This window comes from Nocardioides sp. J54, from assembly GCF_000519005.1.
In the GTDB taxonomy this organism is placed as follows: domain Bacteria; phylum Actinomycetota; class Actinomycetes; order Propionibacteriales; family Nocardioidaceae; genus Nocardioides.
Map to the genome: position 1 here is coordinate 138,817 of NZ_JAER01000004.1, position 26,297 is coordinate 165,113.

Annotated in this window: 23 protein-coding genes and 1 tRNA gene; 7 read left to right on the forward strand and 17 right to left on the reverse strand. The window is 72.4% G+C overall.

Annotated features, from left to right (window positions below; translation table 11 throughout):
* Window position 1: 1 nt before the first annotated feature.
* The 4 genes from NOCJ54_RS0104365 to NOCJ54_RS0104380 form a co-directional block, all read right to left on the reverse strand.
* Complete coding sequence (locus NOCJ54_RS0104365; RefSeq protein ID WP_028654508.1) at window positions 2–1,174, reverse strand: thiolase family protein; 1,173 nt, start codon at window positions 1,172–1,174, stop codon at window positions 2–4.
* 1 nt (window position 1,175) lies between these two features.
* Window positions 1,176–1,934 carry an SDR family oxidoreductase gene (locus tag NOCJ54_RS0104370; protein WP_028654509.1) on the reverse strand — a complete coding sequence of 253 codons (759 nt, stop codon included), beginning with the start codon at window positions 1,932–1,934 and terminating at the stop codon, window positions 1,176–1,178.
* Complete coding sequence (locus NOCJ54_RS0104375; protein ID WP_028654510.1) at window positions 1,934–3,100, reverse strand: acyl-CoA dehydrogenase family protein; 1,167 nt, start codon at window positions 3,098–3,100, stop codon at window positions 1,934–1,936. Before NOCJ54_RS0104375 ends, NOCJ54_RS0104370 begins: the two co-directional genes overlap by 1 nt.
* A gap of 88 nt (window positions 3,101–3,188) precedes the next feature.
* Window positions 3,189–4,277, reverse strand: a complete 1,089-nt coding sequence (locus NOCJ54_RS0104380) for an acyl-CoA dehydrogenase family protein (protein WP_028654511.1) — start codon at window positions 4,275–4,277, stop codon at window positions 3,189–3,191.
* Window positions 4,278–4,402: 125 nt separating this feature from the next.
* Between NOCJ54_RS0104380 and NOCJ54_RS0104385 the strand changes: the two genes are divergently transcribed.
* On the forward strand, window positions 4,403–5,182 hold the full coding sequence (locus NOCJ54_RS0104385) for a FadR/GntR family transcriptional regulator (protein ID WP_028654512.1): 780 nt from the start codon (window positions 4,403–4,405) through the stop codon (window positions 5,180–5,182).
* A gap of 31 nt (window positions 5,183–5,213) precedes the next feature.
* Here NOCJ54_RS0104385 and NOCJ54_RS0104390 read toward each other — a convergent pair whose 3' ends face one another.
* The 3 genes from NOCJ54_RS0104390 to NOCJ54_RS23815 all read right to left on the reverse strand — a co-directional run bounded on the left by NOCJ54_RS0104390 (window position 5,214) and on the right by NOCJ54_RS23815 (window position 9,708).
* The gene (locus NOCJ54_RS0104390) at window positions 5,214–7,148 is read right to left on the reverse strand and encodes an AMP-binding protein (protein WP_036516792.1); all 1,935 of its coding nucleotides are present in this window, start codon (window positions 7,146–7,148) and stop codon (window positions 5,214–5,216) included.
* A 20-nt stretch (window positions 7,149–7,168) separates the two neighbouring features.
* Window positions 7,169–8,365 carry an acyl-CoA dehydrogenase family protein gene (locus NOCJ54_RS0104395; protein ID WP_028654514.1) on the reverse strand — a complete coding sequence of 399 codons (1,197 nt, stop codon included), beginning with the start codon at window positions 8,363–8,365 and terminating at the stop codon, window positions 7,169–7,171.
* A gap of 137 nt (window positions 8,366–8,502) precedes the next feature.
* Complete coding sequence (locus tag NOCJ54_RS23815; RefSeq protein WP_051485467.1) at window positions 8,503–9,708, reverse strand: helix-turn-helix transcriptional regulator; 1,206 nt, start codon at window positions 9,706–9,708, stop codon at window positions 8,503–8,505.
* Window positions 9,709–9,803: 95 nt separating this feature from the next.
* Here NOCJ54_RS23815 and NOCJ54_RS0104405 point away from each other — a divergent pair, with 95 nt between their 5' ends.
* Window positions 9,804–10,361: a TetR/AcrR family transcriptional regulator gene (locus NOCJ54_RS0104405; RefSeq protein WP_028654515.1), complete on the forward strand. Its 558-nt coding sequence runs from the start codon at window positions 9,804–9,806 to the stop codon at window positions 10,359–10,361.
* Here NOCJ54_RS0104405 and NOCJ54_RS0104410 read toward each other — a convergent pair.
* Window positions 10,350–11,591 (reverse strand): acyl-CoA dehydrogenase family protein, encoded by a 1,242-nt coding sequence (locus NOCJ54_RS0104410; RefSeq protein WP_028654516.1) that lies wholly within the window; start codon window positions 11,589–11,591, stop codon window positions 10,350–10,352. The genes NOCJ54_RS0104405 and NOCJ54_RS0104410 overlap by 12 nt on opposite strands.
* Before the next feature lie 188 nt (window positions 11,592–11,779).
* On the opposite strand from NOCJ54_RS0104410, the gene NOCJ54_RS0104415 reads away from it, so the two are divergent.
* Complete coding sequence (locus tag NOCJ54_RS0104415; protein ID WP_028654517.1) at window positions 11,780–12,763, forward strand: NADPH:quinone oxidoreductase family protein; 984 nt, start codon at window positions 11,780–11,782, stop codon at window positions 12,761–12,763.
* A gap of 7 nt (window positions 12,764–12,770) precedes the next feature.
* On the opposite strand, the gene NOCJ54_RS23820 is transcribed toward NOCJ54_RS0104415, so the two are convergent.
* Window positions 12,771–13,859, reverse strand: a complete 1,089-nt coding sequence (locus tag NOCJ54_RS23820; protein WP_051485468.1) for a phosphotransferase family protein — start codon at window positions 13,857–13,859, stop codon at window positions 12,771–12,773.
* A 126-nt stretch (window positions 13,860–13,985) separates the two neighbouring features.
* On the opposite strand from NOCJ54_RS23820, the gene NOCJ54_RS0104425 reads away from it, so the two are divergent.
* Entirely contained in the window at window positions 13,986–14,783 is a 798-nt protein-coding gene (locus NOCJ54_RS0104425) for an SDR family NAD(P)-dependent oxidoreductase (protein WP_051485469.1), read from the forward strand.
* Between the two features lie 20 nt (window positions 14,784–14,803).
* Here NOCJ54_RS0104425 and NOCJ54_RS0104430 read toward each other — a convergent pair whose 3' ends face one another.
* The 8 genes from NOCJ54_RS0104430 to NOCJ54_RS0104465 form a co-directional block, all read right to left on the reverse strand.
* Entirely contained in the window at window positions 14,804–15,793 is a 990-nt protein-coding gene (locus NOCJ54_RS0104430; protein WP_028654519.1) for a zinc-binding dehydrogenase, read from the reverse strand.
* Window positions 15,793–16,491: an SDR family oxidoreductase gene (locus NOCJ54_RS0104435; protein ID WP_028654520.1), complete on the reverse strand. Its 699-nt coding sequence runs from the start codon at window positions 16,489–16,491 to the stop codon at window positions 15,793–15,795. Before NOCJ54_RS0104435 ends, NOCJ54_RS0104430 begins: the two co-directional genes overlap by 1 nt.
* A complete protein-coding gene (locus tag NOCJ54_RS23825; protein WP_051485470.1) occupies window positions 16,488–17,828 on the reverse strand; it encodes a PucR family transcriptional regulator in 1,341 nt (446 codons plus the stop codon). Before NOCJ54_RS23825 ends, NOCJ54_RS0104435 begins: the two co-directional genes overlap by 4 nt.
* A gap of 142 nt (window positions 17,829–17,970) precedes the next feature.
* Complete coding sequence (locus NOCJ54_RS0104445) at window positions 17,971–18,651, reverse strand: tyrosine-protein phosphatase (RefSeq protein WP_028654521.1); 681 nt, start codon at window positions 18,649–18,651, stop codon at window positions 17,971–17,973.
* Between the two features lie 185 nt (window positions 18,652–18,836).
* A tRNA-Ser gene (locus tag NOCJ54_RS0104450) sits at window positions 18,837–18,926 on the reverse strand.
* 107 nt (window positions 18,927–19,033) lie between these two features.
* Window positions 19,034–19,663, reverse strand: a complete 630-nt coding sequence (locus tag NOCJ54_RS0104455) for a hypothetical protein (protein ID WP_028654522.1) — start codon at window positions 19,661–19,663, stop codon at window positions 19,034–19,036.
* Between the two features lie 306 nt (window positions 19,664–19,969).
* Complete coding sequence (locus tag NOCJ54_RS0104460) at window positions 19,970–20,977, reverse strand: aldo/keto reductase (protein ID WP_028654523.1); 1,008 nt, start codon at window positions 20,975–20,977, stop codon at window positions 19,970–19,972.
* A 21-nt stretch (window positions 20,978–20,998) separates the two neighbouring features.
* A complete protein-coding gene (locus NOCJ54_RS0104465; protein WP_028654524.1) occupies window positions 20,999–22,174 on the reverse strand; it encodes an ROK family protein in 1,176 nt (391 codons plus the stop codon).
* Between the two features lie 137 nt (window positions 22,175–22,311).
* On the opposite strand from NOCJ54_RS0104465, the gene zwf reads away from it, so the two are divergent.
* The 3 genes from zwf to eda are packed head-to-tail and all read left to right on the forward strand — an operon-like array spanning window position 22,312 to window position 26,282.
* Entirely contained in the window at window positions 22,312–23,775 is a 1,464-nt protein-coding gene (zwf, locus tag NOCJ54_RS0104470; protein WP_028654525.1) for a glucose-6-phosphate dehydrogenase, read from the forward strand.
* 1 nt (window position 23,776) lies between these two features.
* Window positions 23,777–25,645, forward strand: a complete 1,869-nt coding sequence (gene edd / locus NOCJ54_RS23830; protein ID WP_051485471.1) for a phosphogluconate dehydratase — start codon at window positions 23,777–23,779, stop codon at window positions 25,643–25,645.
* A complete protein-coding gene (gene eda / locus NOCJ54_RS0104480) occupies window positions 25,632–26,282 on the forward strand; it encodes a bifunctional 4-hydroxy-2-oxoglutarate aldolase/2-dehydro-3-deoxy-phosphogluconate aldolase (protein WP_028654526.1) in 651 nt (216 codons plus the stop codon). The genes edd and eda overlap by 14 nt, the downstream gene beginning before the upstream one ends.
* Window positions 26,283–26,297: the final 15 nt, after the last annotated feature.

Sequence of the window (26,297 nt, forward strand, 5' to 3'; positions counted from 1 at the left end):
CTCAGGCCCGCTGGACCAGCGTCGCGGTGCCGAGTCCGCCGCCGCAGCACATCGTCACGAGGCCGATCTCGACGTCGCGGCGCTCCATCTCGGCCAGCAGCGTGGCGAACAGGCGCGAGCCCGACGCCCCCACCGGGTGGCCGAGGGCGATGGCGCCGCCGTTGACGTTGACCCGGTCCATGTCGGGCTTCAGCTCGCGCTCCCACGCAAGCGCCACCGGGCTGAACGCCTCGTTGACCTCGAACAGGTCGATGTCGTCGACGGTCATGCCGTTGCGCTCGAGGAGCTTGCGGGTGGCGGGGATCGGGCCGGTCAGCATGATGAGCGGGTCGACGCCCACGGTGGTCTGGTCGAGCACCCGGGCGCGCTTCGTGAGACCGTGCCGCTCGACCGCGTCGTCCGAGGCGAGCAGCACCCCGGCCGCACCGTCGGTGAGCGGCGACGACGACCCGGCCGTCACGACACCGGTCTCCGGACGGAAGATCGTCGCGAGCTCGGCCAGGCTCTCCAGGCTGGTCCCCGGCCGCACGCTCTGGTCGCTGGTGCGGACGGCGCCATCGAGCTCCATCGGGATGATCTCCCGCTCGAAGCGGCCGGCCTGGGTGGCGGCGGCAGCGAGGGCGTGCGAGCGGACCGCGAACTCGTCGTTCTCCCTCCGGCTGATGCCCCACTGCTCGGCGATCCGCTCGGCGCTCTCGCCCATGGTCGGGAAGTCGTAGAGCTCCTTGAGCTCTGCGGGCCAGGCGGCGCCGTACATCTCCTCGATCCGGACGACCGCGTCCATCGGGACGTGGCCCATGTTCTCGACGCCGCCTGCGAGCACCACGTCGTGCGTTCCGGAGGCGATGAGGGCCGCCGCCATCTCCACGGCCGTCTGGGCGGACCCGCAGCGCCGGTCGAGGACGGTGGCCGGCACCTCGGGCGGGTAGCCGGCCTGGAGCCAGGCGTTGCGGGCGACGTTGCGCGACTGCTCCCCGAAGGGGGCGGTGCAGCCAACGACCAGGTCCTCCACGTCGGCGGGCTCGATGCCCGTCGACTCCAGCAGGGCGGTGTAGACCGCGCCGAGCATGGCGTTCGGGTGCACCTCGCGGAACCAGCCGCGCTCGGGGTGCGCCCGCCCCATCGGGGTCCGCAGCGCCTCGACGATCCAGGCGTCCCGTCCGGTCAGTGCCATCTCACATCACCGTCCCGCCGTCGACGGCCAGCACCTGGCCGGTGATGTACGACGCCGCGTCCGAGGCGAAGAACACGAAGGTGCTCGCGATCTCGTCCGGCTCCGCCCACCGTGCGAGCGGGATCCGTGCCAGCGTCATCTCCGCGAGCTTCTCGTTGCTGCGGATGTTCTCGGTCATGGTGGTCGCCGCCAGCGGCGCCACGGCGTTGACCGTGATCTGCTTGCGGGCGAGCTCCTTGGCGAGCGACTTGGTGACGCCGATGATCCCAGCCTTGGCAGCGCTGTAGTTGACCTGGCCGATGGTGCCGACGAGGCCCGCCGCCGAGGTGACGTTGATGATGCGGCCGGTGCCGTCCGTGGCGAGGAAGGGCAGCGCGGCCTGGCTGACCGTGAAGGTCCCGCCGAGGTGCACGCCGACGACGAAGTCGAAACCGTCCTTGTCCATCTTCGGGAACATCGCGGGCGCGATCGCGCCCGCGTTGTTGACGACCACGTGCAGCGTCCCGCCAGCCAGGTCGGCGGCCTGCTCGGCCGCCGCGGCGGCGCCCTCGGCGTCACGCACGTCGAGCGCGGCCGACTCGGCCCGGCCGCCGGCGGCGATGATCTCCGCAGCCACGGCAGCGGCGGCGTCCTTGTCGAGGTCGGTCACCATGACCGCCGCGCCCGCCCGGGCGTAGGCCCGGGCGACGGCGGCGCCGATGCCGTTGCCGGCGCCGGTGAGCAGGGCGCTGCGGCCGGTGAGGTCGAACGGCGTGGTCATCAGTAGCTCCTCGGCAGGCCGAGCACGTGCTCGCCCAGGTAGTTGAGCACCATCTCCTGCGACAGGGGCGCGATCCGGGTGAGCCGGGCCTCGCGGAAGTAGCGGGCGACGTGGTACTCCTCGGAGTACCCCATGCCTCCGTGCGTCTGCAAGGCCCGATCGGCGGCCTCGAAGCCTGCGTCGGCGCAGAGGTACTTCGCCATGTTCGCCTCCTTCGCGCAGGGCAGGCCGTTGTCGTAGAGCCACGTTGCCTTGCGGAGCACCAGCTCGGCCGCGGCGAGCCGGGCGAGAGAGTCGGCCAGCGGGAACTGCAGGCCCTGGTTCATGCCGATCGGGCGGCCGAAGACCTCGCGCTCGTTGCCGTAGCGCACACCACGGCGCAGCGCGGCGCGGCCGATGCCGAGCGCCTCTGCGGCCACCAGCATCCGCTCGGGGTTGAGGCCGTCGAGGATGTACTTGAAACCCTGCCCCTCCTCGCCGATGCGGTGCTCCTCGGGGATGCGGAGGTCGTCGATGAACAACTCGTTGGACGTGACCGCGTTGCGGCCCATCTTGTGGATCGGGCGGATGTCGACGTGCGCCCGGTCCAGGTCGGTGAAGAAGAGGGTGAGCCCCTCGGTCTTCCTCGGGGAGTCCTCGAACCTGGCGGTCCGGGTCAGCAGCAGGATCTTCTCCGACTCGACGGCCTTCGAGATCCAGACCTTGCGGCCGTTGACGACGTAGTCGGAGCCGTCGCGGCGCGCGAACGTCGTGATGCGCGTGGTGTCGAGGCCGGCGCCCGGCTCGGTCACGCCGAAGCAGACGTGCAGGTCGCCGTTGACGATCCGCGGGAGGTTCTCCTGCTTCATCTGCTCGGACCCGTGGACGATCACGGGGTGCATCCCGAAGATCGACAGGTGCATCGAGCTGGCGCCGTTCATGCCCGCACCGGACGCGGCGACCTCCTCCAGGAGGATCGAGGCCTCGGTGATGCCGAAGCCGTGACCGCCGTACTCCTCGGGCGTGGTGATGCCGAGCCAGCCGCCCTCGGCAAAGGCGTTGTAGAACTCGGTGGGGAACTCCTTCGCCGAGTCCTTCTCGTACCAGTACTGGTCGTCGAACTTCGCGGCCAGCTCTGCCACGGCCTTCTTGATCGTCTGCTGGTCCTCGGTGAGCGCGAAATCCACAGCGGGCCCCGTCCTGGTCGGTCAGTCCGGGGTACGCCCCGGAGTCGTTATGGCGTGACTATATCTAATGGTACGACCAATAACTAGGTCAAGAGGGCAGGAGCTCCAGCCCATCCGCAATGCGCTCGTTCCACGTCGTCACGGACCCGAAGAGCTGCTCGTCCAGCCGCGCGCGCTTGAAGTGCAGGTGGAGGTCGTGCTCCCACGTGTAGCCGATGGCACCGTGCATGGTCAGAGCTGTGTCCGCGGCGCGTCCCGCCGCCGCCGTGACCTGCGCCTTCACGGCGGCGGCGTGGAGGGAGCAGTCCGGGAAGCCACCATCGACGCTGGCAGCGGCGTAGTAGACGCCGGACCGTCCCGCCTCGACGTCCACGAGAATGGTTGCGGCTGCGTGCTTGACGGCCTGGAAGGATCCGATGGGGACCCCGAACTGCTGGCGCTGCCCGCTGTACTCGACAGCGAGGTCGAGCATCCGCTGCATCGCGCCGAGCGCGTCCGCCGCGGCGAGGACGCCCGCCACGTCCGTGGCCCGGGCGAGAACGGTCTCAGGGTCGGCTCCGTCGAGGACGTCCGACGGGGCGGAGGAGAGCCGCACGTCGGCGACCGACCGCGACCTGTCGAGGAGGAGGTGCGGCGTGGTGGTCACCCCCGGCCCGGACGTCTCGACGACCCGGAGGTGCGCATCGGCACCGCTGCCGACGCGGACCACGAGGATGCCCGCGCGGTCCGCGCCCAGCACCCTCGGGACGACGCCGCTCACGCGGCCGTCGGCGTCGACCTCGAGTGCGGGCGCCGCATCCGGCGCGGACTCGGCGGCGACCGCGAGCGCCGCGTGGCCGCCGTCGAGGGCCGCCTTGACGAGGTCGGGACGCGTTGCGAGCACCGGGAGCGCCAGGACGGTCGCCAGCCAGGCGGAGCTGGGGGCCGCGACCCGGGCGAGCTCCTCGGCAGTGATGGCGAGCTCGACCAGGCCACCGCCCTGCCCACCGAGCTCCTCGGGGACGCCGACACCTGCCATGCCGTCGGCGACGAACCGCTGCTCGAAGGCCGAGTGGTCGGGCGCGGTGCCGTCGAGCCCCCACCACGCCCGGACCTGCTCCGACCCCGCCACGTCGCCGAGCCAGCCGCGCAGGGCCTCCCGGTAGGCGTCCTGCTCCTCAGAGAACTTCCACTGCATGGCGCTGCCTTTCTACTGTGCGTTCGTCCAGTCGCCCTTGCGCGCGATGTCCCTGCCGGGGAGGGTCGACTGTTAGTTTGGGTACGACCAAAGGTGCGGTTCGAGCCGCGAAGGAACGGGATGAGATGACTGACTCCACCAGTGCGGCGGCCCCGAACGGCAGCGTCCGCCGCCCCGTCCAGCTCACGCCGATGCAGGTCCCGAAGGCATCCGACGTCCTGGCCGACGATCTCCGCGAACGGATCCTGAGAGGCGAGTTCCCCGAAGGGACCGCCCTGCCGCCCGAGCGCGAGCTCGTGGCGCAGACCCGGATGAGCCGGACGACGGTGCGCGAGGCCCTGCGGATCCTCGAGGTGCAGGGGCTCGTGCAGATCCGGACCGGGCGGGCGGGCGGCGCCTTCGTGCAGCGCCCGGGCGAGGAGTCGATCGCGAGCACCGTGAGCCTGCTCATCCGCGGCCGGCAGGTCCGGCTCGCGGCATTGCTCGAGACCCGCGAGGCCGTCGAGCCGGCGTGCGCACAGCTGGCCGCGAAATACCGCACCGATACCGACCTGGAGGCGCTCGACCGTGCCAACGACGCCATCGCGGCCGAGGGCACGCTCGCGGAGTTCCTGCAGGCCAACGTCGACTGGCACGTCGCGGTCGCGGTCGCGTCGCACAACGAGCTGCTGACCGGCTTCATGGGGGCGCTGTCGCGGGCCATCTACGCCGCCACCGACAACCAGGGCTTCATCGACGCCTCGGTACGCAAGACCACGTTGCGCGCGCACCGCAGCATCACCGACGCGATCCGCAAGCGCGATGCTGCGGCCGCCGTACGACGGATGACGCGGCACGTGCACGAGTACGCCTCCGCGGTCCTGGAGGTAGAGGACCGGACCGAGATCGAGGTCCCGGGCGACTGAGCCCGGGACGCCCGGGGAAGGGCCCGCGAGGTCATCGCAGGCCCTGCACGAGCTCCCGGATCTCGCCGACGGCCTGCGGGTTCTCCGCACCGGACAGGTCCCCCGGATCCTTGTCCAGCACCGCGGCACGGATCGCTCGGCGCAGGATCTTCGCCGAACGGGTCTTCGGCAGCCTCTGGACGCGGACCACCTGGCTCGGCGAGAACGGCTTGCCGACCCCGTCGGCGACGAGGCGCCGGACCCGGCCGGCCACGGTCGGCTCGTCGTCGGCGTCGTCGCGGGCGACGTAGAAGACCCACACCGCCTCGCCCTTGGTGTCGTCGGGGATGCCGACGACCGCGGACTCGGCGACGGACTCGTCGACGGCGACGACCGACTCGATCTCCGCAGGGGCCACCCGCTTGCCGGCGACGTTCATCACGTCGTCCGAGCGGCCGAGGATGAACCAGTCGCCCGCGTCGTCCACCAGGGCGAAGTCGCCGTGGCGCCACAGCCCGTCGAAGGTCGACCAGTACGCCTCGTGGTAGCGCGACGCCTCCGCGTCGTCGTTCCAGATGCCTCGCGTCATCGAGGGCCACGGCTGCCGGCAGACCAGCTCGCCGATCTCGCCTCGCACGGACCGGGCCTGGTCGTCGACGACGTCGACGTCCATGCCCAGCGCGGGGCCGCCGAGCGAGCAGCTGCGGATCTGCTCGACCGGATAGGGGCACAGGAACGAGCCCCCGACCTCGGTGCCGCCGGAGAAGTTGATGATCGGCACCCGGCTGCCGAAGACGTCGCGGGCGAGCCACTCGTAGGACTCGGGGTCCCACGGCTCACCGGTCGACCCGAGCACGCGCACGCTGCCGAGGTCCTGCGACGGCAGGTCGCCGGCGGCCCGCAGGGTGCGGATGAGGGTAGGGCTCACGCCGAGCATCGAGACCCCGTGGCGCTCCACCAGCTGCCACAGCCGACCGGTGTCCGGGACGTCGGGCGAGCCCTCGTAGAGCAGGAGGGTGCCGCCGTTGGCGTGGGTCCCGAGGATCGACAGCGGGCCCATGATCCAGCCCATGTCGGTGATCCAGCAGAAGGTACGACCGGGCGCGATCTCGAATCCGTAGGCGACCTCGGACGCCGTCTTGGTGACGAAGCCCGCGTGGGTGTGCACGGCTCCCTTCGGCTTGCCGGTCGTCCCCGACGTGTAGGCGAGGAGGAGGACGTCGCTCGCCGACGTCGGCTCGACCACGGGGTCGGGGTCGTGCGCCAGCAGGTCGTCCCAGCCGACCTCGCCCGCCGAGAGCTCGACCGGCCCGAGGTTGCCGACGACCACGACCGTCTCCACGGTGGGGCAGTCGTCGAGCGCGGTCCGCAGCGCGGGCAGCATCGCCGCCTGCTTGCGACGGCGCACCGTGCCGTCGGCCGTGATGACCGCCTTCGCCGCGGCGTCCTGCACACGGCTGGCGATCGCCGGCGCGGCGAAGCCGGAGAACAGCGGGACGAGCATCGCACCGAGGCTCGCGACGGCGTACGTCGCGACGACCGCCTCGGTCGTCATCGGCAGGTAGATCGCCACGGCGTCGCCCTTGCCGATGCCACGTGCCCGCAGGCCGGCGCGGAGCCGGGCGACCCGGTCGTCGAGCTCGGCGAAGGTCAGCTGCGCGACGGTGCCGTCCTCGGCCTCGTGAACGACGGCGACCGCGTCGGGCGTCCTGGCGACCCACGCCCGCAGGCAGGCCTGGGTCGCGTTGAGGCCGCCGCCGACGAACCACTCGGGCCACTTGATGCCACGGCTCTCGTCCAGCACGGCCTCGAAGGGGCGGTGGAACGGGATGCCCAGGTCCTCGACCACGGCGCCCCAGAAGGCCGCCGTGTCCTTGACCGACGCCGCGCGGAGCTCGTCGACGTCGTCGACGCCCAGGGTGCGCATCAGGCGCGCCACGTTGGAGTTGTGGAGGTAGTCGGCGTCGGGCTTCCAGACGTAGGCCATCTCGATCGGGCTCCTTCGGATCAGGACCGCGGCATGCCGAGGATCCGCTCGGCCGCGATGTTGCGCTGGATGTAGGTGGAGCCGCCGGCGATCGCCGTGCCGCGGCCCTGGTTGGCGAGGCGGAGCCAGGACCGCGTGGCGGCGATCTCCTCGTCCTCCTCGTCGAGGTCGAACTGGCCGCCGAGCGGGGCCAGCGACAGCCGGAAGTCGGCGAGGTCCTCCACCAGCGGGCAGAAGTAGAGCTTGCCGATCGAGGTCACCGGCCCCGGGGGCGCTCCGTTCGCGGCGCCGGTGATCACCCGCTGGCTGATCGTCTTGTGGATGAGGGCCCGCGCCCAGAGGTCGGCGACCTCCTGGCGCACGACGGGGTCGGCGCCGAGCGGTCGTCCGTCCGGGCCCGTCATCCCCCGGATGTCGTCGACGACGTCCGCGACGGCCTTCGTCGTGTTGACGCGGCCGGTCGCGATCGCGACCCGCTCGAACGCGAGCGTGCCCATGGTGACCTGCCAGCCGCCGTCGACCTCGCCGACCACGGCCTCGTCAGGCACGAAGACGTCGTCGAGGAAGACCTCGTTGAACTCCGCCTCGCCGAGCATGTGCTGGAGCGGGCGCACGGTCACCCCCTCGCTGTCCATCGGCAGCAGGAAGAAGGTGATGCCTCGGTGGCGTGCCTTGGCGGGGTCGTTGCCGCCGGTCCGGGCGAGCAGGATCGCGTGCGCAGCAATCTGCGCCCGGCTGGTCCAGATCTTCTGCCCGCTGACCCGCCAGCCGCCCTCGACCCGGACGGCCCTGGTCCGCAGGCTGGCGAGATCGGAGCCCGCGCCGGGCTCGGAGAAGAGCTGGCACCAGATCTCCTCGCCCTTGAGGATCGGTTCGAGGAGCTGCTCCTTCTGGGCCGGCGTGCCGAAGTGGGCGATCGTGGGGCCGCAGAAGTCCTCGCCGATGATGTTGAGCCGCTCCGGCGCACCTGCCAGGTCGCACTCCTCACCGAAGATCGCGCGCATCCGCTCGTCGAGCCCCTGGCCGCCGTACTCCGTCGGCCAGGTCAGCCCGGCCAGGCCCGCGTCGTAGAGCATCCGCTGCCACTTCTGCCAGAAGGCGACCTTGTCCTCGAGGCGCGGGGGCTCGGGCCAGTCCAGCTGGGGGAGCGCATCGGCGAGCCACGCGCGCACGCGACTCCGGAAGGCTGCCTCGTCGGGAGCGTCCGCCAGGTCCATGAAGCCACCCCTGCCTGGGTCCGGGCCGCCCGTGCGGACAGGCGGCGAGGTCGAGTGCCCGTGCACTCACGTCGGTCCCAACGTTACAATGGTCAGACCGAAACGGCAATGGACGCGGGCTTCACCGCCCTGCGCCCTCAGTCCTCCCGCGCTCCGATGGTCGAGCGGAGGTAGAACGAGATCGCCTCGGCCCGGTTCTCGACCCGCAGCTTGCGCAGCACCTGCTTCACGTGCGACTTCACGGTCCCGGTCGCGATCACCAGCTGGTGCGCGATCCGCTCGTTCGTGGCCCCGGTCGCCATCAGGCCCAGCACCTCGAGCTCGCGGGCGGTGAGCAGGCCCTCGAGCTCGTGGGCCCGGTCGGTCGCGACCGGCCGCAGGGGTGCTGGCACGCCGACCGACGCCCCCTCGCTTCGGGTGACGAGGTCGATCGTGTTGTTGGCGACGTCGTCCAGCACCCGCTCCACCGTGCGCATCGCGTCACGGACCTGGTCCCGCTGCTCCCGCAGCCTCTCGAGGAGGACGGCGCGCTCGAAAACCTGGGCGAACCCGATCGCGAAGAGCCACAGGACGTCGCGGTCGAGCTCGACCATCTCCATCCCGCGGTTGTCCGCGTGCAGCAGGCCGATGACCCGGTCGCCGGAGAGCACGGGGGCAGCGACGTACGAGGTCAGCACCGAGGCACGGGCCAGGGGCGCATAGACCCGGGGGTCCTGGTCGGCGTGCAGCACCATGGCCGGCTCCTTGCGGCGGACGAGCTCGCTCTCCAGCAGCAGCTCCGACAGCTCGATCGCGGGAAAGGCGCGGATCCACTCCGCGAAGGCGCGCTCCGCCTCGCCGATCGTGGTGGCGTGGCTGCGCCAGGGCCGCCAGGTCTCATCATCGACACGGGAGAGCATCACCCGTTCGAAGCCGCAGGCCTCGACGGCGACCTCGCAGGCGATGTCGAGGAGCTCGTCCTGGTCGGTCACGCTCCGGAGCCGGCTCAACCCGCGGTCCAGCTGGTCGAGGCGCCGCAGGCGCTCACTGCCGAGGTGGTCGTGCACCGCCAGGCGCACCGCGTGCACGTCGTTCAGCACCTGGGCGATCTCGGCGGTCTCCTGGGGGCTCGGCGGGCGGCCCTCGTCGACCAGGCACTCCCGGAGGATCCCGCCGAGGATCGCCAGCTGGCCGTCGAGCGTACGTAGGTCGGTCGAGGGCACCTGGGCCATCTCGTCGGCGTACTCGAGCTCCTCGAGGACGTCGAGCCTCCACAGCAGGTCGACCGCCGCGACGTGCGCCGCACGTCCCTGCCCGGCGAGCTCGACGCGGCGGCGCGCTGCCGCAGAGCTTCCGTGGTCCATCTCTCCCACCCCTGTTCGCGCGAGCGGCACGCCCCGGACCGCGCCGACCGTCCGCATCAGTGAACGATCGTTCCGCTCCATGTTAGTCTCCCGGCGTGGGACGCGACCGACGGATCCTGGAAGCCGCGGCGGTGGCGTTCCAGGAGAAGGGCTTCCACGGCGTCGGCATGGACGAGCTCGGCACCCGTGCCGGTCTGAGCGGGCCGTCGCTCTATCGCTACTTCAGTGGCAAGGACGAGATCCTCGCGACCCTTCTCAACGAGGCCATGGACGAGCTGCTCGCGGCCACGGCGCCGGTGGAGGAGGACCCGGCCGCCGACCTGCGCCGGGCACTGCGGCACCACGCGGAGTTCGCCCTGGCGAACCGCGCCCTCGTCACGCTCTACCAGCGCGAGGTCGGCTCGCTGGTCGACCCCTGGTCGCGGAGCTTCACCCGGCGCCGCGGCCACTACACGCGCCGCTGGGAGGCACTGGTCGCGCGGGCCCGCCCGGACCTCGACGACGCGACCGTGGCGGCGACCAGCCAGGGCTGCCTCGGGCTCGTCTTCTCGGTGTCGAGCTGGCCCGACCGGACCCTCGTCCGGCCGCGGCTGGCCGAGCTGATCGTCGACCTCGCACTGCGGGGCATCGACGGAGCTGCTTCAGCGGCCTGAGCGGAAGTCCCACATGCCGGCTGCGATCCGGCGGTACTGCAGCTCGTCGGAACCCTCGGTGATCCGGTAGCGGCGGTGGTGCCGGTAGATGTGCTCGAACGGGTGGTGCCGGCTGTAGCCGACACCGCCGTGGACCTGCATGGCCCGGTCGGCCGCGTCGCAGGCGAGGCGGTTGCCACGCACGTTGACCATCGAGACCTTGTCACTCACCCCCGTACGCCCGTGCACGTCCATCTCCCACGCCACCTTGAGAATCGTGTTGCGCACCAGCTCCGCCTCGGTCTGGAGCTCGACGAGCTGCCACTGGACACCCTGGTAGTCCCGCAGCGCCGTCCCGAACAGGCGCCTCTCCTCGGTGTAGGCGACCGACCGGTCGATGCAGAACTGCGCAGCACCCAGCGAGCTCGCCGCCTGTCGGATGCGGTTCTCGTGCACGAACAGCTGGGCGCAGTCGAGGCCACGCCCCTCCTCCCCCACCATTGCGGCGGCCGGCACCCGGACACCGTCCAGGCGGACCTCGGCGTGGTCGGTCGGCATGTTGAACGTCCACCAGTAGAAGGGGACCTCGAAGCCGGGGGCGTCGGTGGGGACGAGGAACGCGGAGATCCCCTCGGCCTTGCCGTCCTCGCCACTGGTGCGTGCGAACACGAGGTCCACCTCGGCCACGTCGACCACGCTGTTCCACCGCTTCGCGCCGGTGATCACCCAGTCGTCGCCGTCCCGCACGGCGCGCGTCTCGAGCCACGTGGCATCGCTGCCGTGGTCCGGTTCGGTCAGCCCGAACGCCATCTCCAGGTCCCCACTGACCAGTCGCTCGAGGTACTGCTCCTTCTGCTCGTCGGTCCCGTACTCGTGCAGGACCAGGGCGAGCGGGAGGTTGGCGACCACGGAAGCCTCGTGGCTGAGCTCGGCGTGCAGGCCCGGCCCGCGGTGGGCGAGGTGCTCCCGGACGAGCGCCATGGCGACGTTGGTCGCGTCCTGGCCGCCCAGTGCCTTCGGCAAGGGGTAGCGGTAGAAGCCGGCCCCGTCCGCCAGGCGACGCGCCTCACTCATGATCTCCCGCCACCGCCGGGTCGGGACGCCTCCCCGCTCGACGTCGGTGCGGGCGAACTCTCGCCGGTGGTCGAAGTACTCGGGGTTGGCTTCCTCGATCGGCTTGATCCGGGTGTCGATGAAGTCGTCGAGCTCGGCGAGGAAGGTCGTGACGTCCTCGGGGATGGACCAGTCCATTGTCGTCTCCTGTGGTCGGCCCGGCCGTCGGTCGGGTGGCGCCGACGCTAGGTGCCGCAGGCCCGGGGCCGGGCGGGCCCAGGTGCTCGGGCTGTGGACTTCTCCACCGCCCCGGCCGGGCGCGGTCGCGGAGTCGCGCAGCCGGGTCGACGATGCGGTCAGGACTCGCCGACCACGAGGAGGGTGACGTGCGCGCTGTCGTCGTCGAGGAGCTGGAGGGGCCGCGCTCGGCCACGCTGCAGGACCTCCCACCCCCGGGCGGGGCCCACCCGCGCGCCGGTGGGCGCCGACTCCTCGTCGACGTGCACGCGGTCGGGTTGTCGTTCATCGACCCGCTGCAGACCTGGGGCCGCTACCAGGGCGGCGTCCCGGCGCCGTACGTGTGCGGGTCCGAGGTCGCGGGCATCGTGCGCGAGGCGCCGGCGGACTCCTGGCTCTCGATGGGTGACCGGGTCGCCGGGATCGTGTGGCAGGGCGCGATGGCCGAGCAGGCGCTCGCGCTCGAGGACTACGTCGTGCGGCTCCCCGACTCGATGTCGTTCGTCGAGGGGGCGGGGATCTACATGAACTACGCCACGGCCTGGTACGCGCTGGACCGAGCCGGCGCCCGACCCGGCGAGACCGTCCTCGTCACCGGTGCCGCCGGCGGCGTGGGCACCTGCGTGCTGGACCTCGGCCCCGCCTTCGGCGTCTCCACGATCGCCCTGGTGTCCAGCCGGGACAAGGAGGTGATGGCACGCAACGCGGGCGCGACCCACGTCCTGCGCAGCGACGGGGACTGGCTCCCCCAGGTCCGCGAGCTCACCGGGGGTCGAGGGGTCGAGGTGTTCGTCGACATGGTCGGGGGCGACCGCTTCCTCGACACGGTGCGCTCGCTGCGGATCGGGGGACGCGGCGTCATCGTCGGGTTCGCCGGCGGGTCCATCCCGGAGCTGCGGATGAACCGGCTGCTCCTGCGCAACCTGACGCTGACCGGCATCACGATGGACGTCATGGAGACCGAGCACCCCGGAACGCTCGAGCGGGTCCGGCACGGAGTCCAGGCACTGCTCGACGAGGGCCGTCTCTCCCCCGCCATCGGTGCCGTCTACCCGATGGACCGCGCCGCCGACGCCCTCGCTGCACTCGACGACCGGACCGCGGTGGGCAAGGTGGTCGTGCGGGTGCGGTGAGACCGGCTCACCGCGCGTCGAGGGCTGCGTGCCCCGCCCGGAGCACGTCGGTCAGGTGCCTGCTCGCCGTCACCAGCTTGGGATCGGGGTCCGCCTGCCGCCGTTCCCGCTTCCAGATCACGGCGATCGTCGAGGCCGTCTTGTAGTGGCACACGGCGAGGAACCACGCCAGGTCGCGCCGCACGCCCGCCGCGTCCTGCTGTCGCGCTCCCGCAGCGAGCCGCTCGCGTTCGTACACCTCCAGGGCTTCCTCGGCCGTCGGCAGGAGGGAGGCAGCGGCGCGGTCGGCTGCGGGCCGCGCGGGGTGGAAGACGTGCGCGGGTCGGAGGTGCATGAGCAGCCACGCGAGGTCGGTACGGGGGTCGCCGAGGCTCCAGATCTCCCAGTCGATGACGGCTGACAACCGGTCCCCCTCGAACAGCATGTTGGCGAGCCGGAAGTCACCGTGCAGCAACCGCGGCGCCACTCCTTCCGGGACCTGGGCGGCGAGCCTTGCGTAGAGCTCCTCGTGCCCGGGCGCGATGTCGTCGTCCACCGTCCCGAAGAGCCGGCGCCAGCGTTCGAGCTCCTCGCCCGGGCCGGTGACCGGCTCGGGGCCGAGGGAGAGGCGCTCCGGCTCGATCGACTGCAGGCGGGCCAGTGCGCGCACCGCAGTCCGGTACCGCTCCGCGACGGTCGCGGCTGCGGGTGGAGCAGGCGCCACGTCCAGCCCCGGCTCGTAGGAGTCGCCGGGGCTCAGCTCCATGACGAACAGCGGCGGCACCTCGGGAGGCTCGCCGCCGTCCTCGAGCAGGACCTCCGGCACCGGGAGCCCGTCGGTCCCGTGCAGGGCGTGGAGGATCCGCGCCTGGCGCAGGACGTCGCGGTTGCGCACCGGCGCGAGGCCGGCGGGGGCGACCTTGAGCACCACCCCACGTTCCGGTCCCGCGCCCACGAGCGTCGAGGCATAGGTGAGGCTCGAGACACCACCCTCCAGCCGGCGCAGCCCGAGCAGCTCTGCACCGGGCCAGCGTCGCCGTGCCACCGCGGTGACGCGGTCGAGGAGGTGTCGGGAGTCGAGGGCGTCGGTGTCGTCCGGGTCGTCCGTGCCAGCCATGCCTGCCAGCGTCGGGCGGGCCATCGACCGGCAGCAACGGAGCGGGGACACGCGTGCTGGAGAGGCCTACACCACTGGGAACGCTGGCCGTGGGCCCCGGGCCCGCTGCCCGGACACACTCCGCGCATGACGAGCTCACAGGACAGCCCCTACACGTCGTCACCCTGGAACGAACGGTTCCGCCTCGACGGCAAGGTCGCGGTGGTGACCGGGGCCTCCAGCGGCCTGGGTGTCGCGATCGCCCAGGGGATGGCGGCCGCCGGCGCCGACGTGGCAATCGGTGCGCGCCGGCGCACGGGGCTCGCCCGGACCCGTGAGCTGGTCGAGTCCCTCGGTCGACGATGCGTGGCCGTGGAGACCGACGTGACGTCGGTAGCGGACTGCGACCGCCTCGTGGCAGCGGCCGTCGACGAGCTCGGGGGGTGCGACGTGCTGGTCAACAATGCCGGTGTCGGTGGTGACTACAACGCCGCGACCGAGGACCCGCCCGAGCACTTCCGGTCCGTGGTCGACGTGAACCTGTTCGGCTCCTACTGGATGGCCCAGGCCGCCGGGCGCGTCATGCCGCCCGGCAGTGCTGTGGTCAACATGTCCAGCGTCATGGCGGTGACGACGGCCCGGATGCCCGCAGCCGGCTACAGCGCCGCCAAGGCAGGCGTGCTCGGGATGACGCGGGACCTCGCTGCCCAGTGGGGTTCGCGGGGGATTCGGGTGAACGCCATCCTCCCCGGCGTCTTCCCGACCGAGGCCACGGCGCACTACAGCCCGCGCTACCAGCAGAAGCTGATCGACGCTCGGGTCCCTGCCGGCCGCCTGGGCGATCCCGTCGAGATCGCCGGCACCGCGGTCTTCCTGGCCTCGGACGCGGCCGGTTACATCACCGGGGTCGGGATCCCCGTCGACGGCGGGGTGCTCCTGCTCTGATCAGGCGCGGTTGCTGCGGGCTAGCTCGCCGCGACGTCGATGACCACCTTGCCGTGCGCGTCCCGCCGGTCGAGGATGCCGAGGGCGTCGGTCGACTGGTCGAACGCAAGCCTGTGGCCGACGTACGGGTGCACGCTGCCAGCGGACGCGGCAGCCTCGAGGCCGGCGACCAGCTCCGACGCATAACCCGGGAAGCGCTGCTCCCAGGGGTCCAGCGCCACGCCGACCACGCTCAGGTTGCGCAGCAGCAGGCGGTTCAGGCGCACCTCGGGGATCGTGCCCTCCGCGAAGCCGACGACCATGAGCCGGCCGCCGACGTCGAGGGCGCGCAAGGAGTCGGTGACCCGGTCGCCACCGACCGGGTCGACCACGACGTCCACACCGCCGCCGGTCAGCTCCCGCGCACGCACGGCCCAGCCGTCCCCGGTGCGCAGAACGACGTCCGCACCACACTGCTCGGCCACGGCGGCCTTCGCGTCCGACGAGACCACGGCGATCGACGGCTTCGCCCGGCCGCGGAGCAGGTCGAGCGTCGCCGTCCCGACGCCGCCGGCCGCGCCGTGCACGAGCACCCCCTGGCCGTCCTCGAAGCCGGCCCGCTCCAGGGTGAACCAGGCGGTGGCGTAGTTGAGGAAGAACGCAGCACCGTCGACCCACGACATCGAGGGCGGGATCCGGACGGTGTAGCGAGGGATCCCGAGGACGCGCTCGGCCGCCGCCCCCCAGACAGCGAAGCCAGCGACGCGGTCCCCGGGACGGAACCGGGACCGCGGCGAGGCCTCGAGCACGACGCCGGCGTACTCGCCGCCGGTGACGTAGGGCGCCGGCGTGCCGTGCTGGTAGGCACCACGGCTCTGCAGCAGGTCGGGGAAGGCGACGGCCGCGGCGTGGACCTGCACGAGCAGCCGTTCACCGTCCGCCCACGGGTGCGCGCCCTCGGGCTCGGGCAGGTCGTCGCGCAGCTCGAGCACGTCCGGGCCGGCGGTCCGCGGCACGACCAGGCCGCGCATCAGCGGCGGACCACCGAGGAGGTGACGGACCTCGTGTTCAGCTCGTCGCCACCGTCGACGGTGAGGACCTGGCCGGTCACCATCGCGGAGCGGTCGTCGGCAAAGAAGGAGACGGCATTGGCGATGTCCTCGGGGTCGACGAAGCCGTTCGGCAGGCTCTCGAGCCACGCGGCCCTGATCTCCTCGGGCATGCCGAGGATGCCGGAGGAGGCCGTCATGCCGGGGAGGACGCAGTTCGCGGTCACGCCGTGGCGCAGGTTCTCCGCCGCCACGGTCTTGACCATGCCGATCAGACCGGCCTTGGAGGTCGCGTACGACACCTGGGCTGGCATGCCTTGTGTGGCGGACGTGCTGGAGATGACGACGATCCGGCCACGCCTGCGCTCCCGCATGCCGGCGAGGCACTGCTGCAGGACCCGGAAGGTGCCGGTGAGGTTCACGTCGAGGTCGAGCTGCCACTTCTCGAGCGAGAACGTGTGGGCAGCACCGAGCAGGGTGGTGATGGCCGCATTGGCAACGTACACGTCGACCTCGCCGAAGTCGGGCAGCTCGTCGCGCGCGATGTCGAGCTGCCAGGTGCACCCAGGCTCCTTGTCCAGCGTGACGACCTCGAAGCCGTCGTCTGCCAGCCGCCTGGCGATCGCCTGGCCGATACCGCCCTCGCGGCCGGCGCCGGTGACCAGGGCACGCCGCGTCATGCGGTGTCCTTGCCGCGCATGGCGACGTCGACCTGGGCGTCACTGATCGTGGGGATGGCCGGGTGACCTTCGAGCCGGAGGACGAGAAGCGCTGTCTGGGCGGCGAGCTGGTCGTTGGCGTTCGCCGCGACGTCCAGGCCGGTGAGGTCGTGCACCTTGGCGAGGCGCAGCCGCACCGTGTTCTCGTGGATCCCCAGCCGGGCCGCGGACTCGCGCACGCTCCGCCCGGTGTCGAAGAAGCTCTGCAGGGTGCGCAGCAGGTCGGCCGTCCCTGGTCGACCGTCGAGCAGTGCCCCGATGACGTCATGGACGTAGCGCCGCACCGCCCCGAGGTCGCCGTTCGCGACGAACAGCCGGGCCGGGCCGAGGTCGTCGACCGCGATCACCCGCTCGCCCGACCCGTTGAACCGGTCGACGCACAGCACGACCTCGCGCGTCTCGCGGTAGGCGCGGTGGAGCGCGGACGCCCGGGTCACCCCGGAGACGCCCACGATGCAGGTCCGGTCGGGCAGCGAGCGGGTGAGGTGGCGCAGGACGCGCTTGACCTCCTGCACGAAGGCGACGGGTGCGCACCCCTCGGACGCCTCGACGAGCAGGATCATGCCTTCGCGTCCGCGGGTCGCCAGGACTTCGACGCCGAGGTCGGCCGCGACCCGTGCGGAGACGTCCTCCTCGTCGAGCGGGGCGGTGCCCTCGCACGGGTCTGCGAGGTAGACCAGGACCCGGTCGGCATCGGCCTGGACGCCGAGGTACTCGGCGGCGTCGGCGATGTCGTCCGGACGCGTGTGGCCACGCACCAGCTGCCGGGCGAGGGTGGCGCGCGCGTTCCAGGACGCCCGGGCGACCCGCCGCTGGACGTCGTACTCCGCAGCGACGTGGACGGCCGTCCTGCTCAGGAGGGCCGCGTCGTCGCGGCCCATCCGGCCCGACACCTCCGCGATCACCAGCCACGCGAACAGGCAGTCCTCACGGCACACCGGCATGAGCAGGTGCCGGCGCTCGATGCCCAGCGCCGGTTGCGCGTTGACGACCAGCGGTCCGGGTGCCGCGAGGTCGACCGGCCCGTGGTGGGCCAGCAGGTGGTCGACGTCCGGCGGTCGGAAGTCCGACCCTCGGGCCCGCTCGGAACGAGAGACGACTCGGCCCTGGGGGTCGATCAGCCAGAGCGGATTGGCGGTCAGGCCGGCCGCGGTCTGGACCAGGCCGGCGATGCCGCCGCCGGCAGCGGCCGTTGCGGAGAGGCGCATCTCGACGGCGTAGCGGCGGGCCAGGTCGTCGTACCGGTGGCGGAGCTCCGTGGGCGACAGGGCCGGGACCCCGGCCTCCGCGACACTCACCGCGCCACCGCCCGGCAACGACGCACCACGAGGTCCGGTCTGGAGGGGTTCGAAGCACACATCGTCGTCTCCTTGGCGAGCGCGGCGTCGGTATTGCTCCGAGATTAGAATGGTCAGACCGTTTCGGCAAGAGGTGGCGGACTCATCGGACCTCCAGCATGGTCGCCCGGAAGGCCTCGACCTCCTCTGCACGAAGCCCCTGGTCGACCAGCCAGGCCTCGGCGCCACCCCTGACGCGCAGCCACTCCAGGAGGGACTCCACCTGCCGGGGTGCCGGCGCCTGGTCCTCGAGGCTGCTTCCGGCGAGCATCTCGGCGTAGAGGGCGTGGCGCCGCAGCCGGGTCAGGACGGGTTCCACGCTCGGTCCTGACAGCAGGTGCTCGGCGACGATGTCCTGCTCCGCGACACCGAGCACGGAGAGCAGCAGCGTGGCGACGACGCCCGTGCGGTCCTTGCCGGCCGCGCAGTGGAACAGCACGGCGTGCCCGCGCGGGTCCATCACGGCGCGGACGGCGCCGACGACCGACCCGGGCCGGCTCTCCAGGTAGGCCGCATACCCCGCCCGCCACGAGCTCTCCCGCCCCGCGCTCAGCGGCCAGCGGCACCACCGGACGCCGTGCGCCGACCAGTCGACGCACTCCACAGCAACCTCCGTGCCCCGGCGCAGGTCGACCACGGTGGCGAGGCGGAGCTCGTCCCACGCGGCGGCATCGGCGTCAGCGAAGGCGGGGTAGTCACACCGGAAGACGCGACCGGTGCGGACACGACTCCCGTGCTCGGTGACGACTCCGCCCAGGTCGCGGAGGTTGTGGGACCCCACCACCTGCCGGACACGTTTGGTCGGCGGACGTGCGGGATCGGTCTCGGTACTCACCCCTCGACCTTGCAGCGGTGGCGCGCCGTCGACCACCGAGCCGCTGCGCGGGGGTGTGGACCTCCCCAGCGATGCTCGCTTCCGGCACCGAAAAGCCGATCGGACCGGGCCCTCGCGGGACCCGGTCCGACCTGTGGCGGTGACGGAGGGATTTGAACCCTCGGTGGACTTGCGCCCACAAACGCTTTCGAGGCGTTCTCCTTAGGCCGCTCGGACACGTCACCGCGGGAGACATTACCGGAGCGGCGCGGGAGGCCCGAAATCCGGCCCCCGCCCCGGACGTGGGGGCGCCGGGAGACCGGCGGCCCCACGGGACCAGGCGGGCTGGTGGTCAGCGGTTGGCCCGCGGGACCACGGTCTTGCTCAGGGACACGCCCGTGGCGCCGCCGGTCGGCGTGTAGACGATCGACAGGCTCGAGTTGGTGATGAACGAGCCGGTTCCGATCTCGCGGGCGACGAGGGCGACGCTGTGCGAACCCTTCTGCACCGGCACGACGATCGTGACGGCGCCGTTCTCACCAGCGCCGGAGCCCTTGTAGTGGAGCTGCCGGTAGCCGGCCAGGACCTTGCCGTCGATCCGCAGCGAGTACTGCAGGCGGCCGTCGCCCGCGAGGCTGACGTCGTCCTCGGCGTACACCGTGGCGGTGATCGCGAGGAAGCCCTTCGCGGCCGTGTTGAACGACCGCGACACGATCGGCTGGTAGGTGGCGGTGACGAAGTCGTCGATGTACGTCGTGTACGCCGCACCCCACGCCCGCGGCTCGTCGCGGACGTCCTTGGCCGTGAGGCTCTCGTTCTTGATGTCGGCGCCGGTGACCGTGCCGTCCTTGATCTTCGCGCCGGTGATGATGCCGTGCGCGACGGCTCCGCCGGTGCTGCCCAGCAGCAGGGCGACGACGAGGACGGCGAGAGCGAGGGGCGAGAGGCGTCCGCCGGGCCGGCGGTCTGCGGTGGTGGTCATGGGGGGCTCCTTCGATGAGGTGAGGGATTCATGCCTCTCCTCAGAGCGCGCCCGGACCGTCGCTGATACCGCGACTTCTCACGCCTCCACACGAGGTGCGTGACTTTCCACCGCGACGTGCGCGAGCTCGCACCACGAAGTGCGCCAGTTCGCGCCACGAGGTGCGCGGGAGCTCCTGCGGGCGACCGATCGCGCCGGACCACTACCGCCAGAAGTGACCATTCGACGCGCCGGAAGTGACCACTCAACGGGCCGGAAGTGACCACTCAACGGGCCAGAAGTGACGCCTCGACGGGCCCCGGGCGCTCACCAGCGCGGGTGGATGGCCTCGCGCAGGTCGCGGTCGTAGATCGCGCGGACGCCGTCGAGCAGCTCGGCGGGGAGCGGGTCGAGCAGGCCGGCGGCGGCGTTGGCGCGGGCCTGCTCGGGGTTGCGGGCGCCGGGGATGACGGTGGTGACGCCGGGCTGCTGCCAGCACCACGCGATCGCGGCCTGGGCCGGGGTGACCTCGTCGCCGAGGGCGGAGCGGACGAGGCCGGTGAACTCCGCGGCCGCGGCGACGCCGGTGCGGTAGTCGACGCCGGAGAAGGTCTCGCCGACGTCGAAGGCGCTGCCGTCGCGGTTGTAGGTGCGGTGGTCGTCGGGCGCGAAGGTGGTCGACTCGTCGTACCGGCCCGACAGCAGGCCGGAGGCCAGGGGCACGCGGGCGATGATCGCGACGCCGGCCTCGGCCGCGGCGGGCAGCACCTCGTCGAGCGGCTTGAGCCGGAAGGCGTTGAGGATGATCTGCACCGACTGCACGCCGGGGCGGGTGATCGCGGACAGGGCCTGGGCGCAGGTCTCGACGCTGACGCCGTAGCCGGCGATGACGCCGTCGGCGACGAGCTGGTCGAGGGCGTCGTAGGTCGCGTCGTCGTCGATGACCTCCGACGGCGGGCAGTGCAGCTGGACGAGGTCGATGGTGTCGACGCCGAGCTTGCGCCGCGAGCGGTCGAGCCAGTCGCGGAAGCTGGCGAGCACGTAGTTGTCCGGCACCTGGTCGACGCGGCGGCCCATCTTGGTGACGACGGTGAAGCCGTCGTCGGCGTGGTCGGCGAGGAAGCGGCCGACGATCTGCTCGCTGCGGCCGTCGCCGTAGACGTCGGCGGTGTCAAAGAAGGTGACGCCCGCCTCCGCGGACGCCTCGAGGACGGCACGGGCGTCCGCCTCGCTGACGTCGCCCCAGTCGGCGCCGAGCTGCCAGGTGCCGAGGCCGACGACGGAGACCTCGCGGGCCAGGGCGCTGCCGGGCCGGCCGAAGGGTCGCTGTTCCATGGAAGTCCTCCTTGCGAGGGGTCAGGAGCGGGCACGGGCGAGCCGCGCGTCGACGGCGGCAGGGCTGAGGACGGCGTCGAGCGCGAGCGCGGCGCAGCCGACGAGCCCCGCCCGATCACCGTACGTCGCGGGCAGGAACTGCAGCTCGCGGGTCGCGAGCGCCGAGGCCTTCGCGTAGACGGCCTCGCGCACGCCGGCGGCGTACACGTCGTAGGCGCCGGCCATGTCGCCGCCGAGGACGATGGCGCGCGGGTTCAGCAGGTTGATGGCGACCGCGAGCAGCTCGCCGACCTGGCGGCCGCTCTCGCGCAGCAGCTGCTTGGCCTCCGCGTCGCCGGCCAGCGCCTGCGCGACCAGGTCGCGGACGTGGTCGACGGTGCGGCCCTCCTCGCGCAGCCGGGCGACGAGCGCCCAGCCGGAGGCGACGGTCTCGAGGCAGCCGACGTCGCCGCAGCGGCACGGCCGTCCGGCGGCCTCCGCGACCTTGGTGTGCCCGAGGTCGCCGGCGCCACCGCGGGCGCCGGTGACGATGCGACCGCCGGCGAGGACGCCGAGCCCGATCCCGGTCGACGCCTTGACGACGAGCAGGTCGTCGGTGGGCGTGGCGTGGCCGAGGAACTCCGAGCGGGCCATGGTGTCGGCGTCGTTGGCGAGCAGGATCGGGGCGTCCGCCACGTCGGCGAGGTACGGCGCCAGCGGGACGCCGTCCCAGCCGGCCATGACCGGGGTGTCGACGCTGACGCCGCGCTCGGTGTCGACGACGCCGGGCAGGGAGACCCCGATCCCGAGCACGCCCAGCGCCGGGGCCGGGCCGGCGGCGAGCAGCGTGCGCAGCTGGTCGGCGACGACGGGCATCACGTCGTCGGGGCCCGCGCCGACCTCGTGGTCGACGGCGGAGGCGGCGAGCTCGGTGCCGCCGAGGTCGAAGACCGCGACCTGGGAACGGGAGCGGCCGATGGCGGCGGCGAGCACCACGCCGGCGCCGGTGTCGAAGACCAGGCTCCCGGGCGGGCGCCCGCCGGTGGAGGCGAGTTCGGCGCCGGGACGGAGCAGGCCGGCGTCGGTCAGCGCGGCGACCCGGGCGACGACCGCGGTGCGGGACAGCCCGGTGAGCCCGCGCAGGTCGGCGCGGGTGCTCGCCCGGCCGCTGCGCAGCAGTGCGAGGAGCTCACCGGCGGTGGCGGACTCGCGCGCCATCAGCCCTCACCCCGGCGGGTGGTGGCGCAGCGCAGTCGGGCGCGGGACATGCCCGGAGTCTAAGCGCGACCACTTTGATCTCAAAAAGACCTAAGTGGGGTTTCCATCGTGCACTCTTTGGCTCTACCGTGGTGGGTGTGAGTGCGACTCCCGACCTCGAGGTCCCTGCCTGCGACTTCACCGTCTTCGGTGGCACCGGCGACCTCGCCCTCCGCAAGCTGCTCCCCGGGCTCTACGAGCGCGAGCGCCAGCGCAACCTCCACCCCGACACCCGGATCATCGGAGTGTCCCGGCACGCCCTCGACGACGCCGGCTACCGCGACCTGGTCACCCAGGCCCTCTTCGAGCACGTGCCCGAGGACCACCTCGAGGCCGGCGCGGTGCACCGGCTGACCAGCCGCCTGCACCACCTCGCCATCGACGCCCACGCCCCCGACGGGTGGCACCAGCTGCACGGCCTGCTCAAGGACCACCCGCGCCGCACCGTCCGCGGCGAGGCCCCGGCGACGCGCGTGTTCTACCTCGCCGTCGGCTCCGACCTGTTCGGCCCGATCTGCGACCGCCTCGACGACCTCGGCCTCGTCGAGGCCGACAGCCGCGTCGTCCTCGAGAAGCCGATCGGCTCCGACCTGGCGTCCTCGCGCGTCGTCAACGACGCCGTCGGGCGGGTGTTCGAGGAGGGGCAGGTCTACCGGATCGACCACTACCTCGGGAAGGAGAGCGTGCAGAACCTGCTGGTCACGCGCTTCGCCAACACCTTCCTCGAGCCGGTGTGGAACTCCCGCTGGGTCGACCACGTGCAGATCACCGTGTCCGAGACGCTCGGCGTCGGCGGCCGCGGCGGCTACTACGACCGCGCCGGCGCGCTGCGCGACATGGTGCAGAACCACCTGCTGCAGATGCTCTGCCTCGTGGCGATGGAGCCCCCGACGTACGTCGGCGGCGACCCGGTGCGCGACGAGAAGCTCAAGGTGCTGCGCGCCCTCAAGCCGCTGGCCGGCGCCGACGTGCACCGGCACACCGTGCGCGGGCAGTACACGACGTACGCCGAGGAGATCGGCCGGCAGAGCACGACCGAGACCTTCGTGGCACTGCGCGCGGAGGTGCAGAACTGGCGGTGGGCGGGCGTGCCGTTCTACCTGCGCACGGGCAAGCGGCTGGCCCGCAAGGAGTCGACCATCGAGGTCGTCTTCAAGGAGCCGCCGCACGCGATGTTCCCGCACAGCGAGGGCGTCACGACGCCGAACCGGCTGACCATCCGGATGCAGCCCGACGAGGGCATGCAGCTGCACCTGACCGCCAAGCACCCCGGCCCGGGCGGCATCCGCATGCACCCGGCCTCGCTCGACCTCAGCTACGACGACACCTTCGACGAGCGCAGCCCCGACGCCTACGAGCGGCTGCTGCTCGACGTGATGCGCGGCATCCCGACCCTGTTCATGCGCCGCGACGAGGTCGAGGCGGCGTGGGCGTGGGTCGAGCCGATCCTCGACCAGTGGCAGCGCGTCGGCATCGAGCCGGTCCGCTACCACCCCGGCACCACCGGCCCGGCCGCGGCGGCGACGCTCCTGGCCCGCGAGGGCCGCACCTGGCAGGAGTGAGATGACCCAGCACCTTCACCCCGTCCTGGCCGACGTGACCCGTCGGCTCACCGAGCGCAGCGCCGCCACCCGCACGGCGTACCTCGCTCGCGTGCGCGAGGCGGCCCTGCGCGGACCTGCGCGGGGTCGCCTCGCGTGCGCCAACCTCGCGCACGGCTTCGCGGCCGCCGAGGGCCCGGCGAAGGCGGAGCTCGCGCGCGGGCAGAAGCCGAACCTGGCGATCGTCACGAGCTACAACGACATGCTCTCGGCGCACCAGCCGTACGGCGACTACCCGCCCGTCCTCAAGGACGCGGTCGTCCGCGCAGGTGGTCTCGCGCAGGTCGCCGGCGGCGTGCCGGCGATGTGCGACGGCGTCACCCAGGGCCGCGACGGCATGCAGCTCTCGCTCTACAGCCGCGACGTGATCGCGATGTCGACCGCGATCGCGCTCTCCCACGACATGTTCGACGCCGCCCTGCTGCTCGGCGTCTGCGACAAGATCGTGCCCGGCCTACTGATCGGCGCGCTGTCCTTCGGGCACCTGCCCGCCGTGTGGGTGCCCGCCGGGCCGATGGCCTCGGGCCTGCCCAACAAGGAGAAGGCGAGGGTGCGGCAGCTCTTCGCCGAGGGCAAGGTCGGCCGTGAGGAGCTGCTCGAGGCCGAGTCGGCGTCGTACCACTCGCGCGGGACGTGCACCTTCTACGGCACCGCCAACTCCAACCAGCTGCTGATGGAGGTGATGGGCCTGCACCTGCCGGGCTCCTCCTTCGTCAACCCCGACAACCCGCTGCGCGACGCGCTCACCCGCGAGGCGGCGGCGGTGGCGGTGCGCCGCACCCAGCAGCACGATGCGGCGCCGGCCCTCGGCGAGATGGTTGACGAGAAGGTCGTGCTCAACGCGTGCGTGGCCCTGCTCGCGAGCGGTGGGTCGACCAACCACACGCTGCACCTGGTCGCGATCGCGCGTGCTGCCGGGATCCTGCTGACGTGGGACGACCTCGCCGACCTGTCGGCCGTCGTACCGCTGCTGGCGCGGGTCTACCCCAACGGTGCCGCGGACGTGAACCACTTCCACGCCGCCGGCGGGATCGGCTTCCTGGTGAGCACCCTGCTCGACGCGGGACTGCTGCACGAGGACGTCGAGACGATCGTCGGCCACGGCCTGCGCCGCTACACCGAGGAGCCGGTGCTCATCGACGGCGAGCTGTCGTGGCGTCCCGGCCCGGCCGAGAGCCTCGACCTCGACGTGCTCCGTCCAGCCACCGACCCGTTCTCCGCCGACGGCGGGCTGAAGGTGCTGCGCGGACCGCTCGGCACCGGGGTCATCAAGACTTCCGCCGTGGCGGTCGAGCACCGCACGGTCACCGCGCCGGCGCGGGTCTTCGACGACCAGCAGGACTTCCTGCAGGCCTTCGCCGACGGCGACCTCGACGGCCAGGACCTCGTCGCGGTCATCCGCTACCAGGGCCCCGCCGCCAACGGCATGCCCGAGCTGCACAAGCTGACCCCCGCGCTCGGCGTGCTGCAGGACCGTGGGCAACGGGTCGCGATCGTCACCGACGGCCGGATGTCCGGTGCCTCCGGAAAGGTCCCCGCCGCCATCCACGTCACCCCCGAGGCCGCCGTCGGCGGGCCGCTCGCCCGGGTGCGTGACGGCGACGTCATCACCCTCGACGCCGGCGCCGGCGTGCTGCACGTCGAGGCCGACCTCGCGCATCGCGAGCCGACCGGCGCTGCGCCCTCGGGCGCGGCGTGGGCCGGCACCGGGCGCGAGCTCTTCGCCGCGTTCCGTGCGACCGTGGGACCAGCCGACGAGGGAGCATCGGTGTTCCCCTCGCCCGCCGCCGACCCGACCACCGCCCCGGAGGCTCCCCTTGTCCGCTCCTGAGTCCGTGCTCGACGTCGTCCCCGTCATGCCGGTGGTCGTCGTGCACGACCTCGCGGCCGCCGTACCCATCGCGCAGGCGCTGGTCGACGGCGGGCTGCCGGCGATCGAGCTGACCCTGCGCACCCCGGTCGCCCTGGACGCGCTGCGCGCCATCGCGGCCGAGGTGCCGGACATCCTGCTCGGCGCGGGCACCATCACCACCCCGCCCCAGGCCGAGGCGGCCGTCGAGGCGGGGGCCCGTTTCCTGGTCTCCCCGGGCTCCACGCCCGCGCTGCTCGCGGCGATGCAGGCGACCGGCGTGCCGTTCCTACCCGGGACGTCGACCGTCTCGGAGGTGCTCGCGGTGCTCGAGGCCGGGCAGCGCGAGATGAAGTTCTTCCCGGCTGAGGCGTCCGGTGGTGTGCGCTACCTCAGGTCTGTCGGCGACCCGGTGCCGCAGGCCCGTTTCTGCCCCACCGGCGGCATCACCCCCGCCTCCGCCCCCGACTACCTCGCCCTGCCGAACGTCGGCTGCGTCGGCGGCTCCTGGATCACCCCCGCCGACGCCGTCGCCGCGGGCGACTGGGACCGGATCCGCACCCTCGCCGCCGAGGCCGCCGCCCTCCGCTCACCCGCCTCACCCCACCCCAGCCCATAACACGGGGCGGTCGGT

Excerpts from the sequence above, each read along its gene's own strand:
- NOCJ54_RS0104365 (WP_028654508.1), bottom strand. The coding sequence starts at position 1,174 with ATGGCACTGACCGGACGGGACGCCTGGATCGTCGAGGCGCTGCGGACC.
- NOCJ54_RS0104370 (WP_028654509.1), bottom strand. The coding sequence starts at position 1,934 with ATGACCACGCCGTTCGACCTCACCGGCCGCAGCGCCCTGCTCACCGGC.
- NOCJ54_RS0104380 (WP_028654511.1), bottom strand. The coding sequence starts at position 4,277 with ATGCAGTGGAAGTTCTCTGAGGAGCAGGACGCCTACCGGGAGGCCCTG.
- NOCJ54_RS0104385 (WP_028654512.1), top strand. The coding sequence starts at position 4,403 with ATGACTGACTCCACCAGTGCGGCGGCCCCGAACGGCAGCGTCCGCCGC.
- NOCJ54_RS0104390 (WP_036516792.1), bottom strand. The coding sequence starts at position 7,148 with ATGGCCTACGTCTGGAAGCCCGACGCCGACTACCTCCACAACTCCAAC.
- NOCJ54_RS0104395 (WP_028654514.1), bottom strand. The coding sequence starts at position 8,365 with ATGGACCTGGCGGACGCTCCCGACGAGGCAGCCTTCCGGAGTCGCGTG.
- NOCJ54_RS23815 (WP_051485467.1), bottom strand. The coding sequence starts at position 9,708 with ATGGACCACGGAAGCTCTGCGGCAGCGCGCCGCCGCGTCGAGCTCGCC.
- NOCJ54_RS0104410 (WP_028654516.1), bottom strand. The coding sequence starts at position 11,591 with ATGGACTGGTCCATCCCCGAGGACGTCACGACCTTCCTCGCCGAGCTC.
- NOCJ54_RS23820 (WP_051485468.1), bottom strand. The coding sequence starts at position 13,859 with ATGGCTGGCACGGACGACCCGGACGACACCGACGCCCTCGACTCCCGA.
- NOCJ54_RS0104425 (WP_051485469.1), top strand. The coding sequence starts at position 13,986 with ATGACGAGCTCACAGGACAGCCCCTACACGTCGTCACCCTGGAACGAA.
- NOCJ54_RS0104430 (WP_028654519.1), bottom strand. The coding sequence starts at position 15,793 with ATGCGCGGCCTGGTCGTGCCGCGGACCGCCGGCCCGGACGTGCTCGAG.
- NOCJ54_RS0104435 (WP_028654520.1), bottom strand. The coding sequence starts at position 16,491 with ATGACGCGGCGTGCCCTGGTCACCGGCGCCGGCCGCGAGGGCGGTATC.
- NOCJ54_RS0104455 (WP_028654522.1), bottom strand. The coding sequence starts at position 19,663 with ATGACCACCACCGCAGACCGCCGGCCCGGCGGACGCCTCTCGCCCCTC.
- NOCJ54_RS0104460 (WP_028654523.1), bottom strand. The coding sequence starts at position 20,977 with ATGGAACAGCGACCCTTCGGCCGGCCCGGCAGCGCCCTGGCCCGCGAG.
- NOCJ54_RS0104465 (WP_028654524.1), bottom strand. The coding sequence starts at position 22,174 with ATGGCGCGCGAGTCCGCCACCGCCGGTGAGCTCCTCGCACTGCTGCGC.
- edd (WP_051485471.1), top strand. The coding sequence starts at position 23,777 with ATGACCCAGCACCTTCACCCCGTCCTGGCCGACGTGACCCGTCGGCTC.